Annotated in this window: 11 protein-coding genes; 2 read left to right on the top strand and 9 right to left on the bottom strand. The window is 41.6% G+C overall.

The annotated features are described in order from the left end of the window. Positions 1 to 3: 3 nt before the first annotated feature. From mutL to BUB92_RS07440, 8 genes are all read right to left on the bottom strand, one after another. Positions 4 to 1,770 (bottom strand): DNA mismatch repair endonuclease MutL, encoded by a 1,767-nt coding sequence (gene mutL / locus BUB92_RS07475; protein WP_073092300.1) that lies wholly within the window; start codon positions 1,768 to 1,770, stop codon positions 4 to 6. 1 nt (position 1,771) lies between these two features. Continuing rightward, positions 1,772 to 3,121: a histone deacetylase family protein gene (locus BUB92_RS07470; protein ID WP_073092296.1), complete on the bottom strand. Its 1,350-nt coding sequence runs from the start codon at positions 3,119 to 3,121 to the stop codon at positions 1,772 to 1,774. Next, the gene (locus tag BUB92_RS07465) at positions 3,121 to 4,800 is read right to left on the bottom strand and encodes a hydantoinase/oxoprolinase family protein (protein WP_073092293.1); all 1,680 of its coding nucleotides are present in this window, start codon (positions 4,798 to 4,800) and stop codon (positions 3,121 to 3,123) included. Before BUB92_RS07465 ends, BUB92_RS07470 begins: the two co-directional genes overlap by 1 nt. 14 nt (positions 4,801 to 4,814) lie before the next feature. Further along, positions 4,815 to 7,382 carry a DNA mismatch repair protein MutS gene (gene mutS / locus BUB92_RS07460; protein WP_143156895.1) on the bottom strand — a complete coding sequence of 856 codons (2,568 nt, stop codon included), beginning with the start codon at positions 7,380 to 7,382 and terminating at the stop codon, positions 4,815 to 4,817. A gap of 94 nt (positions 7,383 to 7,476) precedes the next feature. Further along, entirely contained in the window at positions 7,477 to 7,857 is a 381-nt protein-coding gene (locus BUB92_RS07455) for a YlbF/YmcA family competence regulator (protein ID WP_073092290.1), read from the bottom strand. A 24-nt stretch (positions 7,858 to 7,881) separates the two neighbouring features. Beyond that, positions 7,882 to 9,228 carry a tRNA (N6-isopentenyl adenosine(37)-C2)-methylthiotransferase MiaB gene (gene miaB / locus BUB92_RS07450; RefSeq protein WP_073092288.1) on the bottom strand — a complete coding sequence of 449 codons (1,347 nt, stop codon included), beginning with the start codon at positions 9,226 to 9,228 and terminating at the stop codon, positions 7,882 to 7,884. Positions 9,229 to 9,288: 60 nt separating this feature from the next. Further along, the gene (locus BUB92_RS07445) at positions 9,289 to 12,054 is read right to left on the bottom strand and encodes a PAS domain S-box protein (RefSeq protein WP_073092285.1); all 2,766 of its coding nucleotides are present in this window, start codon (positions 12,052 to 12,054) and stop codon (positions 9,289 to 9,291) included. A 231-nt stretch (positions 12,055 to 12,285) separates the two neighbouring features. Next, complete coding sequence (locus BUB92_RS07440) at positions 12,286 to 14,094, bottom strand: heme NO-binding domain-containing protein (RefSeq protein ID WP_073092283.1); 1,809 nt, start codon at positions 14,092 to 14,094, stop codon at positions 12,286 to 12,288. Positions 14,095 to 14,352: 258 nt separating this feature from the next. Between BUB92_RS07440 and BUB92_RS07435 the strand changes: the two genes are divergently transcribed. Together BUB92_RS07435 and BUB92_RS07430 are read left to right on the top strand one after the other, a co-directional pair. Further along, on the top strand, positions 14,353 to 16,269 hold the full coding sequence (locus BUB92_RS07435; protein ID WP_073092281.1) for an AMP-dependent synthetase/ligase: 1,917 nt from the start codon (positions 14,353 to 14,355) through the stop codon (positions 16,267 to 16,269). Between the two features lie 179 nt (positions 16,270 to 16,448). Continuing rightward, on the top strand, positions 16,449 to 16,940 hold the full coding sequence (locus BUB92_RS07430) for an acyl-CoA thioesterase (protein WP_073092278.1): 492 nt from the start codon (positions 16,449 to 16,451) through the stop codon (positions 16,938 to 16,940). 85 nt (positions 16,941 to 17,025) lie between these two features. On the opposite strand, the gene BUB92_RS07425 is transcribed toward BUB92_RS07430, so the two are convergent. Further along, complete coding sequence (locus tag BUB92_RS07425; protein ID WP_242939023.1) at positions 17,026 to 18,144, bottom strand: mechanosensitive ion channel family protein; 1,119 nt, start codon at positions 18,142 to 18,144, stop codon at positions 17,026 to 17,028. Between the last annotated feature and the right edge of the window lie 511 nt (positions 18,145 to 18,655).

The raw sequence follows: 18,655 nt of genomic DNA, 5'->3' as shown, positions 1-18,655 counted from the left end.
TTCCTACCTCTTAAATATATTATTTAATTCCTCTTCCGTAATCTTGAACATGGTAGGCCGTCCATGCGGACAGTAGCGGAAGTTATCCGTTTCCCATAAATCTTTAACCATCTTATCCATTTCCATCCAGGTGAGCATATCTCCTGCCTTAACTGCTTTTTGGCAGGCCATCATGACCAGGATATTATCATATAGATCGGCTTCGCCTTTTTCTTCCAGAGAAGCCAGAATTTCTTCCATAACCTGGAATTCACTGCCCTGGATAAAGGAGGGAGCAGTTCTTAATACAGCTGAATTATAGCTTATTATATCCAGTTCAAAACCTAAATCTTTTAACAAATCAGCATTTTTCTCTATCACTTCCACCTGTTTAGCCGAGAGCTGTAAGGAAAGAGGAAAAGCCAGCATCTGTCCTGTTTTTTCCTGGCGGTACTGTTTTTTAAACTGTTCATAAAGTACCCGTTCATGAGCAGCATGCTGGTCAATTATATAAAGGGAATTATCCCTTTCCAGCAGTATGTATTTTTTCAAAACCTGTCCTAGGATTTTATAATCGCTCTCCTTATCAGCTGCCTGCCGGTTAAAAACCAGCTCTAAAACCTCTTTTCCCCCGGCTAAAGGCTGATTTACGGATTGGCTTTTTTCTTCCCTGCTAAATAAGGGGTCTTCCATCCAGGGTAATTTTTTTTCCCTTATATATACCCCAGGCTCCTTCTTTTCTTTCTCTTTTTCCGGGTAGAAAAATAAGTCTTCTTTATTTTTCGTCCATTCCCCTATCCCCTGATATTCCAGGTTATCAAGATGTTCCCGCAATACCTGGTATACCAGGCGGAAAACCTTGCCGTCATCGCGGAAGCGCACTTCGGTTTTCTGGGGATGAACATTAACATCTACTTCATAAGGAGGCATCAGCAAGGATAATATTACTACCGGATATTCACGCGTAACTAAAAGCCCCTTATATGCCTCATCTACCGCTTTATAGAGCAATTGGCTCCTTACCGGCCGGTTATTTACAAAAAAAAGCTGGTTTTTGCGGTTATTTCTTTTTACTTCCGGCCTGGAAATAAGGCCTTTTATGCTATAATTTTCCCCTTTATATTCTATATCTATAAGGGGAGATAGAAAATCCCTTCCGTAAATAGCCAAAACCGCATCCCTTAAATTTCCATTGCCCGGGGTTTTAAAATAAATTTTCTTATCACCCCGGTAAGTAAAGGCAATATCTGGACGGCTCAGGGCATATTTTACTACCAACTCAAAAATATGGCTGCTTTCGGCAACCGGTGATTTTAAAAACTTGCGCCGGGCCGGGGTATTATAAAAAATATCCCTCACGATTATTCTGGTACCTTTAGGACAGGGATGGTAATCAATGCTGGTTATCTTTCCTCCTTCTAGATGAGCCCATACCCCTTCTCCTTCTTCCTGGCAGCTGTAAATATCTATCCGGGAAACAGCTGCTATACTGGGCAGGGCTTCACCGCGAAATCCCATAGTCGTAATGCAGTATAAATCTTCTTCTTCTTTTATCTTGCTGGTAGCATGACGCATAAAAGCCAAAGGGATCTCTTCCCGGCTCATACCCTGGCCATCATCTTCAACTTCGATTTTTTCCAAACCGGCCTGGCTAATCGTTATAGTTATATGCCTGGCCTCAGCATCCAGGGCATTTTCCACCAGTTCTTTCACTACGGAAGCAGGTCTTTCCACAACTTCGCCCGCAGCAATCTTATTTATAAGCTCATCATCTAAAAGCCTGATACTCATTTTACCAAACCTTCTCTATTCCCTTTTGTACATGAAAACTATAATATCTGTCATCAATACGATCCTGCAAATATACCATATCATACCGCGCTTTTTCCTGCATATCAATATAAACAGCGCGAGCTTCATCATGACAGTTTCGGCAGCAGTTTACCGGAATTGATATGCAGCCTACATTATAAGTAATGCCGTCACGGTGGCGGGCTGTAGATTCTATAACCCGGTAGCCCTGACATTCCGGACAAAGGCGCAGTTTATTATTCTGCATTTCATAAAGATATTCCGTATCATAAAAAATGCTTTTTTGTTCTACATAAAAGCGGTTTTTATTCTCCGCATACTGTTTATTAACTACTTCCTCCCGGTTCCGGTACAAAAAAAGCTGCTTTTCCACCAGTTTTTTGAGGTAATCCAGATGGGAAGAACCATTTCGCAAACGGTTTTGGCTATAGTCAGGTTCCTTAAGATTGCTAAAATCCAGACCAGCCATAGCCATAATTATACCCATATTAACATAAGGCAAAGCCGTTTCTACCGAATATCCACCTTCCAGAACTGCTATATCTGGCTTCAATTTTTTATTCAAGAGGGCATAGCCTTGAGCCGTAAAACACATATCGGCTAAAGGATCAGTATAATGATTGTCCTGGCCGGCAGAATTAACTACCAGATCAGGCTTAAAATCTTCCAGTATCGGCAATACCAGATTATCCAGCACATAATGAATACCTTCATCACTGGTGCGGGGGGGAAGGGGGATATTTATGGTCGTACCATAACCTCTTCCCCAACCGGCCTCACTGGTAAAGCCTGTTCCCGGATACAGGGTTCTGCCATCCTGATGAAAAGATATAAAAAGAACATCAGGATCGTTATAATATATTTCCTGGGTACCATCTCCATGATGGACATCGGTATCTACAATAGCCACCTTTTTTATGCCATATTTTTTCCTCACATATTCTATCATTATCGCTTCATTATTTATATCACAAAATCCCCGGTTAGCATGGCTTACCGTCATGGCGTGATGCCCAGGCGGCCTTACGATGGCAAATCCATTTTTTATCTCTCCCGCCAAAAAAGCATCTGCCAGTTTAAGAGCTGAACCTGCAGCTACCAGATGGGCTTCGATTATCCTTTCTTCCACGCTAGGAACACAAAAATGAACCCGCAGAACATCTTTGAAGCTAGCCAGCTCTGGTTTATACTCCTTAATGTGCGGAAGATCCATAATCCCTTCTTCAAAAAGCTGATCTCTGGTATATAAAAGCCTCTCTTCCCGCTCCGGATGGGTAGGAGATATAGCCCAGTCAAAAGCCGGGAAAAAAATAACCCCTGTAGGCTTCATCATATTACCCCCCTGTATTCCTTTATAAAACCGGGAGCTACCTGCAGCTCTATTTCAAATATCTTCCCTATGCGATCCCAGCCTCTTATCATATTAAACTGCTCTTCCTTATAAAACCGGTAATCCTCAAGGTAATCCTCCATCCCTCTTTTTTTCCCTATTTCCTGCAAGAAATTCAAGGCTATTTTCCTGGCTTCTTCCATACTGAAAGCAGGGCTTCTTGGTACCTGCTGCCTTATTCCTCCAGGGTCAACCATACAAACCCCCTGCGCAGTATCAATATGGAGATTTACGGTAAGTGTTGGTCTGGCTACCGCAGCTCCTAAAGCATTAGCTACCGGCGAATGATCATGGACCAGATAAGGAAGGTCCATTTTTTCTGCCAGTACCGGAATTATAGCCCGAGCAGCAGCTCCAATGCCTATCAGGCGATCAGGCTTAAATCTTCTGCCATTTACCACTTCCCATACTTTATAAGCCGGCTCGTTTTCCCATTCCTTGAACATATTTTTGATAGCCTCGGTAAGCCGGCTGATTACTATATCAACTACTTTATCACAAAGCCTATCTAATTCCATGCCTGCAAGTAAAGCCAGTTCTTGCAATGCCTTTACCGAAGAGGCGGCATTTCCTACATTAAGCCTGTATTTTACATTAAAAACATCGGTTACCGTAGGCCGGTTTCCGCCCAGGCAAGCTGCATTTCCTTCCCGGTAAGGGGCAACATCTATACTGCCATCTTGCAGGTAGATAAGGCTGTCTCCACCTAGAGGAACTGATTTTACAGCCAGGGCATGAATATGAGTATAAAAGCCACTTATAACTGCACCTTTGGAAGCATAGAGAGGATTACCCTCAATAAGCAAAGATATATCAGAAGTAGTACCCCCTATATCGATAACCACCGCATTTTTATCATCCATAGTAATCGCTTTGCCTCCCATAGTGCTGGCAGCCGGCCCGGAAAAAACCGTCTCACAGGGGGTAAAAACAGATAAATCAAGGGGGGTAGTCCCACCATCAGCTTTTAATATGAAAACCTCACAGGATAAATTTCTTTCTTGTAGAGCCGACCTGATTTGCGCCACAAAACCTTCCCATTCTTTTAAGGTCATAGCGGTAAAATAAGCCGTAGCCGCTCGGCGCGGGAAATTAAGCCTGTTCGCTACTTTTGAGGATATGACGGTTAAAGCTTCCCGGTAATGCTTATGGAAGAGATCCTGCACCTTTTTTTCCTGCAGGTTGTTGCGGCTGGCAAATTTGCCGGCTATGGCCACCCTTCTTATCCCCTTTTTCTTTATATCTTCAATACACTCTATAACTTCCTTCTCATCTATCTCTTCTATTTCCCTTCCCCGAAAATCTATACTTCCTTTAAGAAAATAAGTATCATCACCTATCCGGTATAGATCATGGGGCAATCCATAACCGGGCAGGAGAAGGAGAGCAGTTCTTTCTCCTCTTCCGGTAGCAATAAGGTTGGTAACCAGAGTCGTACTTATAACCAGACGTTTTACCTGTTTTACATCCATATCTTTAATCAAATCATCCAATACGGCAAGCAGGCTTACATCGATTTCCTCATACAGGGTAGGTTTTTTGGCGGTTTTGATTATTTTCCCTTCCCTATACACTACGCCATCGGTATAAGTACCCCCTATATCGATACCGATAAGCATAACCAATCTCCTTTCTAAACCATTTCCTTTAATTTATAGAGCAGGAGGAGTGCCTCTTTGGGGGTTATTTCATCAGGATCGATTTTTCTTAATTCTTCTAATACCGGATGTTCCAGGGAAAACAAATCCAGCTGGACTGGGGATAAGACAGTTTGCCTTTCAGGATTTTCCCTCTCCAGAGAAGCCAGAATTTCCTCTGCTCTTTTGTTGATCGGCTCAGGGAGCCCTGCTAGCCTAGCTACATGCAGGCCATAGCTTTTATCAGCCTTGCCTGGCAAAACCTTTTTTAAAAAAATTACATTTTCCCCTGCTTCTTTGACGGAAACAGCCAGATTAAAAATCCCTTCATACTCATCAGCCAGGGAAGTAAGTTCATGATAATGAGTGGCGAACAAAGTCTTGCACCTTATCTCCTTCACAATATATTCGCTTACTGCCCGGGCAATGCTTAAGCCATCATAAGTGCTCGTCCCCCTTCCTATTTCATCCAGCAATACCAGGCTGCGGGAGGTGGCATTTTTAACAATATTGGCTACTTCTACCATTTCTACCATAAAGGTGCTTTGTCCTGCTGCTAAATCATCAGCTGCCCCTACCCGGGTAAAAATTTTGTCCACCAATCCTATATTAGCCTCTTTAGCGGGGACAAAACTGCCTATCTGCGCCATCAAGACAATAAGCGCTGTCTGGCGCATAAAAGTGCTCTTCCCCCCCATGTTAGGCCCGGTGATAACAGCAAAGCGGTGCTTTTCCTTTTCCATATAGAGATCATTGGGGACAAAGCGCGTGCTCTCTAAAAATTTTTCTACTACCGGATGACGGCCCTCTTTTATATGCAAATCATAGCTTTTGTTTACCAGCGGTCTTACATAATTATTTTCATAGGCAGCTTCGGCTAAACTGTATAGAACATCTAAAACCGCAACCAACCGGGCTGTGTCCTGAATCCTTCCCAGATGGAGGGCTATTTTTTCTCTTATCTGCATAAATTCTTCATATTCCAGAAGGCAAAGCTTTTCCTTAGCCCCCAGCAGCTTATCTTCATAGCTTTTGAGCTCGTCAGAAATAAAGCGTTCACAATTTACCAGTGTCTGTTTACGGTGATAATCCTTGGGTACCAGATGCAGATTAGCTTTAGTTATTTCGATATAATAGCCGAAGACTTTATTAAAACCTACTTTTAAATTTTTTATGCCCGTCCTTTCCCTTTCCCGGTTTTCAAAATCCACAAGCCAGTTAGAGCCTTCACTTGCTATATATCTTAGCTCGTCTATCTCCTTTTTGTATCCATCTTTGATAATATTTCCTTCTTTAACCGTAACCGGCGCTTCTTCGCTGATAGACTTATCCAGCAGATCATAGATATCATCTAAGGCATCTAACTTCCCGATTTTTTGTAACAGGAAAGAGCTTGCATCCTTCAGCACTTCTTTTATTTCCCGAAGCTTTAAGGCCGACTTCTTTAAGGCCAGCATATCGCGCGGATTGGCAAGCCCGCTTCCAATCTTTCCCGCAATTCTCTCCAGATCATAAATATGGCTTAAAATTTCCTTGAGATTAAACCTCAGATCAAGATTATCCTTAAGCTCCTCTACCGCATCCAAACGCCTGTTTATAGTTTTCAGGTCGCACAAAGGCTGCTCAATCCAACTTTTTAACATTCTCTTCCCCATCGCCGTACGGCATTTATCCAGCACATGCAGGAGAGAGCCTTCCCGCCTTCCTTCGCGAAGGCTAGAAGTAAGTTCAAGGTTCCTCCTGCTGGCCAGATCAATCTCCACATAATCAGCCCAGGTATAAACCTTAAGATCCCTTATATGTCTAAGGTTTATCTTCTGGGTTTGCTTGAGAAAAGATAAAATAGCAGCGGCAGCAGTTATACCAGCTGACATATTTTCTAATCCCCGCCCTTTAAGAGAAGAAAGACCAAAATGACTTAACAGAAGTTTTTCCCCGGCAGTAAAAGCTTCATCTTCCGGGGGCAAAAAAGTAAAAGCTATCTTCCCTATTCTTAACTGGTCTTCTTCCCTTAAAGCCAGGCTGTCACCTTCTAAAAGCAGGCATTCTGCCGGTTTTATCCTTTCTAATTCACTGGCCAGTTTTATATAGGCATCTTCACCTTCCCATTCCGTAACCTTGAACTCTCCTGTCGATACATCTATATAAGCGAAGCCGATTATGCCTGCCTCTTGTACTACTGAGGCTAAAAAATTATTGCTCCCCTCTTCCAGCATAACATCTTCCAGAACCGTACCGGGAGTAATTATTCTCACTACTTCTCTCTTTACTATTCCTTTAGCCTGGGAAGGATCTTCCATCTGCTCACAGATAGCTACCTTGTAGCCTTTATTTATAAGACGGGCTATATAATTGCTGGCCGAGTGATAAGGCACTCCACACATAGGTATTTTTTCTTCTCCGCTTTCCCGGCTGGTAAGAACGATTTCCAGTTCCCGGGAAGCTATCCGGGCATCTTCAAAGAACATCTCATAAAAATCGCCCAAACGAAAAAAAAGAATAGCATCTTTATGTCTTTCTTTTATCTCCAAATACTGTTCTAGCATAGGAGTATATCTGGACACCTTTTTTTCCTCCCTGCTTTAAGCCTTCGCTAATAAAGAAAGACTTAGGGTTTGCACTAAGTCTTTCTCTATAGACACCGACTTTTCATTTGGGCTATTCCGAACATCCTCCGCCACAGGAACTGCATCCTCCTGCACATCCTCCTGCTATGGCCTGGTTCATGGCAAAATATACTGCCTGCATAAGGTTATCAAATCTTTCCTGGGCCAAAAGCAATTCCTGCACCAGGGGATTGCTGTTTAGCTGCTGTTCTAAAATAGCCAGATGATTTTCTTCCTGCTGGGGAAGAATAAGACCACTTTTCTTTTTCTGTTCCAGGCGCATACGGGTATCCTGATAACGCATAATCAGGTTATAGGCTTCTTCATCTGCTACCAGTTTTTCCTGGGCCTTTTTTAAAGCATTGATCTCTTCCGAATGCGCAATCGAACTCCCCAGTTCAAAAGCCATCTTGATGATATTTTCACTTGACAAAACAAATTCCTCCCATACTAATTATTAACCTTCAACTAATTCTCCAAAAAGAGAAAAAGTCCTGGCTTCTGTTATTTTAACATTTACCAGCCTGCCTGTTAAATCCCCCGGACCAGAAAAAATAACAATCCGGTTAGTGCGGGTACGGGAGGTAAGTTTGTCTTTATCAGTCTTGCTGGGGCCTTCTACCAGTACTTCCTGCACTGTTCCTTCTAAAGATTTGTTTATCTCCGTAGCAATCCCGTACTGCAGCTCATTTAACCTTTCTAACCTGGCCTTTTTTACCTCCAGCGGAACCTGATCCGTAAATTCAGCGGCTTTAGTCCCGGAGCGTGGAGAGTACATAAAAGTAAAAGCAGCATCAAAGCGCACCTTTTTTACCATATCCAGGGTATCGGCAAAATCGTCTTCGGTTTCTCCGGGAAAGCCTACTATTAGATCTGTAGTTATGGCTACCCCCGGGATTTTGTCCCTTATCCTGGCGGTTAAAGCCAGATAATGTTCGCGCGTATAATGCCGGTTCATGCGTTTAAGTATCCGGTTACTTCCTGCCTGCAGGGGGACGTGGACATGTTCACACATCTTCTCTTCCCGGGCTATGGTATCTATAAGCTTATCCGACATGTCTTTGGGATGAGAAGTAGTGAAACGCACCCTTAAAATTCCTTCTACTTCGCAAACCATCTTTAAAAGGTCGGCAAAATCAACTTTTTCCTCAAGGCCTTTACCATAAGAATTTACATTTTGCCCAAGCAGAGTAACTTCTTTATATCCCTCGCGGGCTAAAAGTTTTACCTCTCTTATTATATCATCAGGATGTCTGCTTCTTTCCCTTCCCCGGGTATAAGGCACTATGCAATAGCTGCAGAAATTATCGCACCCAAACATGATATTCACAAAAGCGCTTATCCCGGACTGGCGCCTTACAGGAAGGTCTTCTATTATGCCTTCCGCTTTTTCCCACACCCTTATAACCTGTTTTCCGGTAGTATATGCTTCTTCCAGAAGATAAGGAAGTTCATGTATATTGTGCGTGCCGAAAATAACGTCTACTCCCTGTTTCTTAAGTATACTTCTCGCTTCCGGGGTTTGGGCCATACATCCGCCAAAAGCTATCAAAAGTTCCGGTTTTTTGCGCTTTAAACCTATTACTTCCCCCACCTTGCCAAAAACCTTATTTTCAGCCGAATGCCTTACACTGCAGGTATTAAACACGATAAGATCAGCTTCTTTTTCTTCATCAGTTGCGGTATAACCCATGGCCTCTAGAAGCCCGGCAATAGTTTCGGAATCCCGGACATTCATCTGGCAGCCATAAGTTAATATCATATATTTTTTATCCTGGCCTAAACTGGTATAAGCGAATGCCATTTTTTCCTCCTTCTAAGTTACTATTTATTTTCTATCCATATTGCCTTTATTATTATAATTTTATTCTTCTATCTCCGAAAGTATATTAATAAAAACTGATGTCAGCCAGGGATCAAACTGTTTTCCGGAGCAGCGGGTAAGCTCCACAATTATATCCTCTTTTTTCATGGCTTTGCGATAAGGCCGGTCATGGCTCATCGCATCATAGGCATCAGCCAGAGCCAGAATACGGCACTCCAGAGGGATTTCAGTTTCTTTCAGTCCCAGAGGATAACCGCTTCCGTCCCAGCGTTCATGGTGTTTGAGGATAAAATCAGCAATATGAGCCAGCTCAGGCGAGCTTTGGGCAATGCGGAAACCTATCTCGCAGTGCTTTTTCATCTCCTCAAACTCTTCTTCCGTAAGCTTGCCTGGTTTAAAAAGAATACGGTCAGAAATTCCTACCTTGCCTATATCATGAAAACGGGCCAAAAGGCAGAGGTCATTTATCCTGGATTCGCTAAGCCCGATCCTTTCCCCTATCTTGCGCACTATTTCCTGCATACGGTCGGTATGCCCTTCAGTTATATAGTCCCTGGCTTCCAGGGCTTTCATAAGCAAGTTTACAATGCTGCTCTTGGTGCTCTGGCTGTGTAAGAGCTTTTCCCGGTACATAAGCTTGTCTGCCTCTTTAAAAAGGTCAAACATGGAGGTTTTCGCATTAAGCCTTACAGCCTGTCCCAGGGATATGCTGAGCAATATACCCTCTGCTGCATTTATTTTCTCTATTTCTTTTTTCAGGCATCCTATATAATCCTCCACAACCTGCGGCAAAGCCCCGCTTATCAGCACCGCAAATTCATCTCCGCCTATGCGGGCAATTATACTGTTTTGCGGGAAACAGCTTTTTAATATAGCAGCATATTTTTTAAGTATTTTGTCTCCCGCACTATGTCCCAGGGTATCATTGATGAGCTTCAAGCCATCAACATCTGTTATCACCAGCGCTACCGGTGCCTTTTTGTTTTTTTCCATCTCCTCCAAAACTTTATCAAAATAAAAGCGGTTATATAAACCGGTTAAAACATCATGTTCAGCCAGATAGCGCAGCCGCTCCTCCATTTTTTTTCTTTCCGTTATATCGCGGCTTACGGCGATAAGCACCGGTTTTTGGCTGTCATCTTTAAGCGCTTTGCCCAGGGTCTCTACCCATACATAATTTCCATCGGCCCTTTTTAAACGGTATTCAAAGCGGCTGGGTTCACCAGTTGCCAGTGTCTTTTGGAATTCGTACCATACTTTTTCCCTGTCCTCGGGATGGATGAAATCCAGAACCGAATTACCTATGCTCTTTTCCGGCTTATAGCCCAGCATAGTGCGGTGAGAAGGACTGGCATAAAGGAGCCTTCCCTCTGCATCAACCTGTGATATGAGGTCCATCGTATTTTCGGCAATTATGGAAAGCTGTGCCTCTCTCTTTTTAAGTTTTTTCTCCGCTCTATATCTTTCAGTTATATCCAGCAATGTCCCCATTATAGCAGGTTGGCCTTCGTACATAAAAATTGCCCCAGAATATAGGACATACCTTGTTTCCCCATTTTTAGTCAGCAGCTTGAACTCATACCGGGGTTCAATCTTTTCGCCTCTCTGCCTGGCTAAACCCCGCTGTTTTACGATTTCCCGGTCATCGGGATGCACTACATCCCACATCAGTAGATCATGGTAAAGCTCTTCCTCGGAATAACCGGTCAATGAACAAAAAGCCGGATTAACATACTTAAACTTCTCTCCCTGCCCTACAAAAATCATAGCAGGGGTATTTTCCGCCAGGGAGCGGAACTTTTCTTCGCTTTGTCGGAGTTCATATTCTACTTTCTTTTGTTCTGTTATATCCCGGATGTTTTCAATAGCTCCTCCTATTTCTCCTTTTATGTTGTATAAAGGAGCGGCGGTAAGCCAGAAGTATCTCTCTTTACCTTTTATCATAACCGGGCCTATTTCCGCATGTAAAACCCCGTTCTTTAAAGATACATTTCTATACTCTTCCCCTTCTGGCAGTTTGCCCTGCAAACAATAATGAGCCAGCGAAGGCCGGCAGGTTTCATAAAAATTCTCTGTAAGGGTATAGCTCTTTTGTCCTACCGCTTGCGAAGCGGAAACCCCGGTTAAAAGCTCCATAGCATAGTTCCAGAAAATAACATGGTCATCCCTGTCGATTACAAAGGTAGCATCAGGGAGAGAGTTCACGATATCCTCCATTTTTTTATGCATTTCCAAGAGTTCCTGCTGGTTTTTTTCCAGAGTCTCGTATTGTGCTCTTATTTCCTCTTCGGCTGCCTGCAGCTGTTCATAGGTAGAATGCAGTTCTTCATACTGGGCCTTTAATTCTTCTTCCGCTGCCTGCAGCTGCTGGTAGGCAGTTTCAATCTCCTCATAAGCTCTCCTCAATTCTTCTTCTTTCGCCATCTGTTCTGTTATGTCGATGCCGATACCGATATACTCCACAGGTTTTCCTTTTTCATCATAGACCAGTCTGCCCCTTATGTTGTACCAGCGGTAACTGCCGTCTTTATGTCGAACCCTGAAGTTAAGGGTGGTCTTATCCATTTCTTCTTTTATATCCCGGTTAAAATAAGCAATATAGCTCTTCAGGTCATCTGGATGGATAAAATCCTTAAAATGTTTTCCTAGGCCCTCTTCTACCTCATACCCCAGCTGTTCTTTCACACTGGGAGATATAAACGTAAACCTGCCCTGCAAATCAGATATACCTATTATCTCACGCAGATGAAAAATAACTCTTTTTAACTCTCTGGCATCCATATTAAAGTTATTGCTACTCTCCATAAACTTTCCCTTCCCCCAAGCATAAAGATCTGACAAAAATTTTTATTAACTGTCATAAACTGCTTTTATATATAATTTTAATAGATTTGTATATAAATTTACATCAATTTTGCATTATTATTTTTCATTTTAAAATAGAAACAATTTTTTGATGATTTTACCATATATTCGATAAAAATCAACAACAAAACAGCCGGCATCTCTCCGTGCCGGCTGTTAATAAAAAGTAGACTATATCTTGTATTTCCGCAACTCCTGCCTGAAGCCTTCCGTAAGTTTTTCTAGCTGTTCAACATAGGAAGTAAGTTCTTTTATTTTATCAGAATACTCAGCTACATTGGCACTCATTTCTTCACTGGAAGCTGAGTTTTCCTGGGCAATAGCCGCCAGGGTATGCAGATTCTGGAATACTTCGGATATATGCTGAGTTTCTTTGGAAAGCTCTTCTACTAAATCGACGATAGTATAAGCTACTTTATCTATTTCTTCAGTTGATTTCATGTTATCTTCCACCGCCTTTTCCAGGCTTTGATTGCTCCTTTCCAGCTGCACAAACTGTTCGCTTATATCCCTTACCAGCTTGCTGACCTCATTTATAAAATACTGCAGGTTTTCATTGATAGTTTTTACCGCCTGTTTTACATCATCAGCCAGTTTTCTTATCTCTTCGGCTACTACGGCAAAACCTCTTCCCTGTTCTCCGGCCCGGGCTGCCTCAATGGCCGCATTAAGAGCCAGAAGATTAGTCTGGTCAGCTATACCTTCTACGGTAGTTACAATTTCCATTATATTCTGTACCCGTCCAGCCAGATCTTCTCCCTGCTGGTTTACATTTTTAAACTGTTCTTTTGTATCTAAAAGCAGAGAAGCTACTCCTTTTACCTCACTAAACGATCTTTTGATATTCTCTACCGCCTGTGAGAGGTTTTCTTTGGCCTCCAGTTCTCTTTGTGCTAAATGGTTTAATTGCTCAATATTCTGGGTAAGGGTAGAAACTGATTTTTCCGTTTCTTCCGCCTGGTATACTGCACCTTCTGCTACCTGATGTACTACCGAAGATATTACTTCGGAAACATTCCCCATTTCTTTGGCTATTTTGCTGAATTTGCTGCTAAAGGTATAAAGGTCATCGGTTCCGCCTTTTAAATACAAAAAGTCTTTCTGAATATTTTCTTTAAGTTTATTTAAACTCTCACTTATAGTTTCTAATTCATCACCGGTAGCAATCCGGTAAGCAGAAGCAAAATCAAAATTCTGCATGTATTCAGCCTGGGTTTTAAGCCCTTTTAAAGGTTTAAATGAAATATAACTCACAGCACCTGCTACTGCTCCGGTTAATGCTGCATAAACCAGACTAACCAGATTAAAATCAGCAGCAGCCAGAAGGAAAAGCGGCCAGGACAAAACACCACTTGCCAAACCTGTTCTCAAAGGTATACTATGCAAAAATCCTGCTGCCAGTACCTGATTTAAGCGGTAGCGTTTTATATATTCATTCCCTTTTTCAAATTTCAGCCTTACCTTCAAATAAGGTTTACCTTCTTTTTGTCCTTTATCCAGAATTTCAATAACGAGCTTTTCCTTAAAAAATTCCGAAGCTCCTTCTAATAAACCTAAAAAGTAGGAAAACATGCCCCGGTGTGATATGTACTCGATTTCCAATTCTTGCGGACCTAATATAGTCGGAATGAGTCGGGGAGGCAAAGCCCCAGGAATCTTTTTTGTTAATTGAGTATGCAGCTCATCCATCATAAAAATAAAATCCCGCAGGTTGCTTCGCTCAAAATATGAAGGATACCATTCCGCGAAAGATTTTATATTATGCCTGCCGATTTCCCGCCATACGTCTTCGACACTTTTTTGGGTATATCGGGCTATGCTTTTCATTATATTGAAAGGTTCAACATCAGGTATATCTTCCAGAGGGGTTATGAGTTTACCTATAGGCCAGTTATTTTCTCTTAAGCTTTTTTCGACAATTTCCTGTCCATACAGTTTTTCGGCACTGTTAAGCCAGGTAGCCACTACTGTCCCTTTCAAAAACAACACCTCGCTTAAAATTTATATTTTTATTATATATACTGGTTTGCTAACTATCCACCTAATTTTTAGCAGGAATTAACTCTATTAGAATTAAGCATATATTCACTTTTATAATAAACATATTTCCATAAATAATTTATGCTAGTAAATTTTTAAAAAAATATTTCGATTTATAATTATTTATTGTATAATAATATTACAGGCAAATTGCTTTAATATTCTAAACTTTATATTCATGACAAGGGGGTAAATTTTATGGTAAGAAAAGACATGCCCACCGTATGTGAAGCCTTTTACTATTCATGTGAAAAATTTCCCGATCGCCCGGCTCAGGTTTTTAACCCTGCTCTCTATAATAATGACCACCAGGGAACCTTTACCTATAAGCAATTGCGGGAGAGAGTAGAATACTTAGCCGGCGGCCTTATGAAGCTGGGTATAAATCCTCAAGACATGGTGGCTATAATGTCCCCTTCCAGTGCCTACTGGACCCAGGCTGATATGGCCATAGCCAATTGTGGAGCAGTAAGTGTGGCCATATTTCCCACCTTATCCCTTGGCGAAGTGCTTTACATAATGAATGATTCGAAGAGCCGCATCCTTTTTGTAGGCAATGAATCGCTGTTAAACCATGTTTTAGCCGGGATCGATCAAATGCCTAGCCTGGAAAAAATTATCGTTATGGATTTAAAGTATAAGAGCAATGACAGCCGCATCCTCTCCTGGCAGGATTTAATCAATTTAGGGCAAGAATATCTTAAACAAAATTATGATAAATATGAGCAGAGATGGAAAAGTGTAAAACTGGAAAACCCCTACACCATCCTCTATACCTCTGGCACCACCGGCCAGGGAAAAGGAGTAATCCTTACCCACTGGGGAGCTGCTTCCCGCATGAAAGGAGTAAATGAGTTTTTTGCCCGCTACAATATGTCAGTTACCGAAAATGATGTAACCTTATGTTATCTTCCTCTGGCCCATATATTTGACCGGGGTTCCTGTCAGCTTATGGCCATCTGGCAAGGTGCCTGTATATGCTATGCCGACTCTCCAGCTACCCTGCTGGAAGATCTGCAAAAATACAACCCTACCTGGATAAACTGTGTACCCCGCATCTATGAAAAAATTTATATTACCATGCAACAGCAACTGGCTGCCAGTTCGCTTAAAAAATCGATATTTGAATGGGCCAATCGGATAGGAGATGAAGTTCTTAAATACCGCACCAACCCGAATGGCACCATAAACATGTCTCCTGATTTTGACCTTATGGGCAAACTGCCATTCGGTTTGAAATTAAAATATAAAATAGCTGATAAGCTTATTTTCAGCAAAATCCGCGGATTATTCGGCAAACGTTTCCGTTTCTCTTTTTCCGCCAGTGCAGCTATATCCCCGGACCTTTTAAGGCTGTATTACAAAGCAGGATTAGCCGTTCTGGAAGGATACGGATCTACAGAAAGTTTCAATGCCTGTATCCTGAATCCCATCACCGCTTGTAATCCTGGGAAAATGGGCATTGATGCCAATGGAAGCATAGGGCGGGTAGCCCCTGATGGGGAACTGGAAATTTCTGGAGCAGGTATTTTTGCCGGCTATCTCAATAAACCGGAAGAAACTAAAGCTGCCTTTACGGAAGATGGATGGTTCAAGACGGGTGATGTAGTTGAAAAAGATGCCAACGGTTATTATAAGTTTATTGAACGCAAAAAAGGCATTATATGTCTTGCTATTGGCAAAAATGTGGCCCCGGCCAAAATTGAAAACCTGTTTTCCACCAGTTCTTATATTGACCAGGTTTTCGTAATCGGCGATGAGCGCAACTATATTACCCTGCTGGTAGTGCCTAACTTCACTTATTTTGTGGAGCTGTATAAACAGAATAATATTAAATATGACGAAAAAGCCCTGGTCTGGTCAGATGCTACCGGGGTGCTCATCTGCAATCAAGTAGGCCCAGAATTTATTGAAACTGATCTGTTAAAGAGCAAAATTGCCGAGGAGATTCAAAGGGTAAATGAACAATTAGAAACTTTTGAGCGCATCAAGAATTACCGGATTTTAACCAAACGCTTCACCGAAGAAGATGGCGAACTTACTCCTACCCTGAAACCTAAAAAACGGGTAATTGTAGAAAAATACAAAGACTTGATTGAATCTATGTATAAATAAAACAGAATTATAATATACGGCCTAAAGCTAGCTTTATCCACCAGCCCAAGTATACAGCATTTAGCTGTATACTTTTTTATTGGGTTTTTTGGCCACAAAACATGGGCTCAATTAGTATTATTGATAAAGTTATTTTATTATTGTATATTATAAGAAATACAGGCAGGAGGTGGAAATTAATGGAGTTAGCAGGAAAAACCATTGCCGAATCAGCTACTACCCTCAGCCAGATAATACTTCCTTCACAGGCAAATCCGGCGGGAACTGCTCATGGAGGAGAACTGCTGAAAATGATGGATAACTGTGCAGGAGCATGTGCTACCCGACATTCCCGTGCTATCGTAGTAACTGCTGCTATTGACAACATAAACTTCCATGCCCCGGTATTTGTAGGGAATCTGGTTACTTGTAAAGCTCATCTAACCTATGTATCTAATTCTTCGATGGAAGTTGCCGTAAGCCTGGAAGCAGAAGATCTTTTACAGGGAACTAAAGAGTGTTGCATGACTGCGTACTTTACATTTGTTGCCCTAGATATGAATCGCAGGCCGCAAAAAGTTCCTCCCTTAATACTCCTCAATGATATGGAAAAAGAAGAGTTTGAAGCAGGCAAAAGGAGAAGCCAGGAACGCAAAGCAAATCCCCAGGCCTGCTGGCTGTCCCTTTACTAATATCAATCTTCACCAGTAACTAAATTAATTGCTCAAGCTATACAGTTCTCCCCCGGAAAACTGTATAGCTTTTTTTACTTTAAAGCTAATCTTCTCTTCCCTTTCCCCCATCCTCCGGCCAAGTTTCCACATATATACTGCGGCTGGGAAAAGCAATGCTTACTCCTTCTTCAGCCAGTATATCCATTATTTTCAGATTTATGTCATGTTTAGTTGCCAGGTGTTCTGCCAAATCAGTGCTGTTAGTAAAGAAATATACCAGTATATCTAAACTGCTTTCATTAAACTGATCAAAATAAACCATTATAGTTTCCGGATGTACTCCAGCATGGTTGGCTAAAAGTTCTTTTATTCTGACGGCTACACGTTCTATCTTTTCCGGCGGAGTCCCATAAGTTACCCCTAAATAAAATCTTACCCTTCTTTTCCCCATCCGGCTGTAGTTGGTTATAGGCTCATTGGCCAGAGCCGAGTTGGGCATAGTTATTAAGGCCTGGTCAAAAGCCCTTATTTTCGTGCTGCGAAAACTTATCTCCTCCACCGTTCCTTCAATGCTGGGCGTTTTAATCCAGTCTCCTACCGCAAAAGGTTTATCCAGAATTACAACTATGCCTCCAAATATATTGGCTAAAGCATCTTTGGCGGCTAAAGCAAAGGCTAATCCTCCAAGTCCCAGGCCGGCAATAAGGCCACTTACATCATAATCCCACTCCTCAGCCAGAACCAAAAGCGCAATTATAACAATAAGTATGCGGGCAACTTTGGAAAAAAATTGAATAATCGTGTAGTCTAAATTCAGCTTGACTTTAAGTTCTTCCGCCAGCGAAGAATGAGAACCGCTCAAACTGTAAAATCCCCAGGTTATGATAATAATAAGAAAACTGCGCCAAAACTTGTTAAGCAGCAGGTCTAACTGGGCAGACAGAGGTAAATACTTTAAAGCGAAGAATAGACCTGATATTATAAATAAAGCACTTAAAGGCTTTTCAAAGGCCTCCCAAATTTTTTCATCTAATTCGGTCTCGGTATTCTGGGTTATTTTCCTTATCCAGGGATAAATATAAAGAAAAAAAATCTGGCGTAAAACTATAAAAATAAGAAAAATGAGCAAGGATAACCCTAGCATTTTAAGCCACATCCAAAAGGCATCTCTCTGCATCCAGCCCATTATTTGCCACTTTAAATGGTCATACACATAACTCATGCTAAAAACCCTCCACTATGCTTATACTGCGTATAAAAAATTATAGGTATGAAAAACAGGTTATCAGGCAATAATCTGAAACAGGCACAGTTTAAGGAGGCTTTTCTATGTCTGTACGCAAAGTTTCTTGTTTCTTGTTGTTAATAGCTTTTTGCCTGGGACAAATTTCATTTTACGGCTTAGCAAGGAGCTACAATATGTATTATTTATTCTCTATTATTACTGCCAACACAGCCATTATCATAATATTATATAATATCTTATCAAGTAGCAAATATCAAAACCAGACTAACGCGAAAACAGACTATTATATATATGTAAACATATACCCTGACTTCCCCGGCCAAAGCTTCTTCGAGGTGCCATTAAAAAGGAGAAATCTATAAAACCAATAATTTAAGGGGGCATCAGCCCCCTTACAGATTGTAGACAAAACCGCTTTTAGAGGTGCTAATCTAAAAGCGGTTTTCTTTTTTACATGCGAGATAATATGTAAAATATACCAAAAGCC

Origin of the sequence: Thermosyntropha lipolytica DSM 11003 (assembly GCF_900129805.1) — a bacterium.
Lineage (GTDB): Bacteria > Bacillota > Syntrophomonadia > Syntrophomonadales > Syntrophomonadaceae > Thermosyntropha > Thermosyntropha lipolytica.
The sequence above is the reverse complement of the archived record's forward strand: the minus strand, read 5'-3'. Positions and strand labels throughout refer to the sequence as shown.

Excerpts from the sequence above, each read along its gene's own strand:
- BUB92_RS07465 (WP_073092293.1), bottom strand. The coding sequence starts at position 4,800 with ATGCTTATCGGTATCGATATAGGGGGTACTTATACCGATGGCGTAGTG.
- BUB92_RS07435 (WP_073092281.1), top strand. The coding sequence starts at position 14,353 with ATGGTAAGAAAAGACATGCCCACCGTATGTGAAGCCTTTTACTATTCA.
- BUB92_RS07425 (WP_242939023.1), bottom strand. The coding sequence starts at position 18,144 with ATGAGTTATGTGTATGACCATTTAAAGTGGCAAATAATGGGCTGGATG.
- BUB92_RS07445 (WP_073092285.1), bottom strand. The coding sequence starts at position 12,054 with ATGGAGAGTAGCAATAACTTTAATATGGATGCCAGAGAGTTAAAAAGA.
- mutL (WP_073092300.1), bottom strand. The coding sequence starts at position 1,770 with ATGAGTATCAGGCTTTTAGATGATGAGCTTATAAATAAGATTGCTGCG.
- BUB92_RS07470 (WP_073092296.1), bottom strand. The coding sequence starts at position 3,121 with ATGAAGCCTACAGGGGTTATTTTTTTCCCGGCTTTTGACTGGGCTATA.
- miaB (WP_073092288.1), bottom strand. The coding sequence starts at position 9,228 with ATGGCATTCGCTTATACCAGTTTAGGCCAGGATAAAAAATATATGATA.
- BUB92_RS07430 (WP_073092278.1), top strand. The coding sequence starts at position 16,449 with ATGGAGTTAGCAGGAAAAACCATTGCCGAATCAGCTACTACCCTCAGC.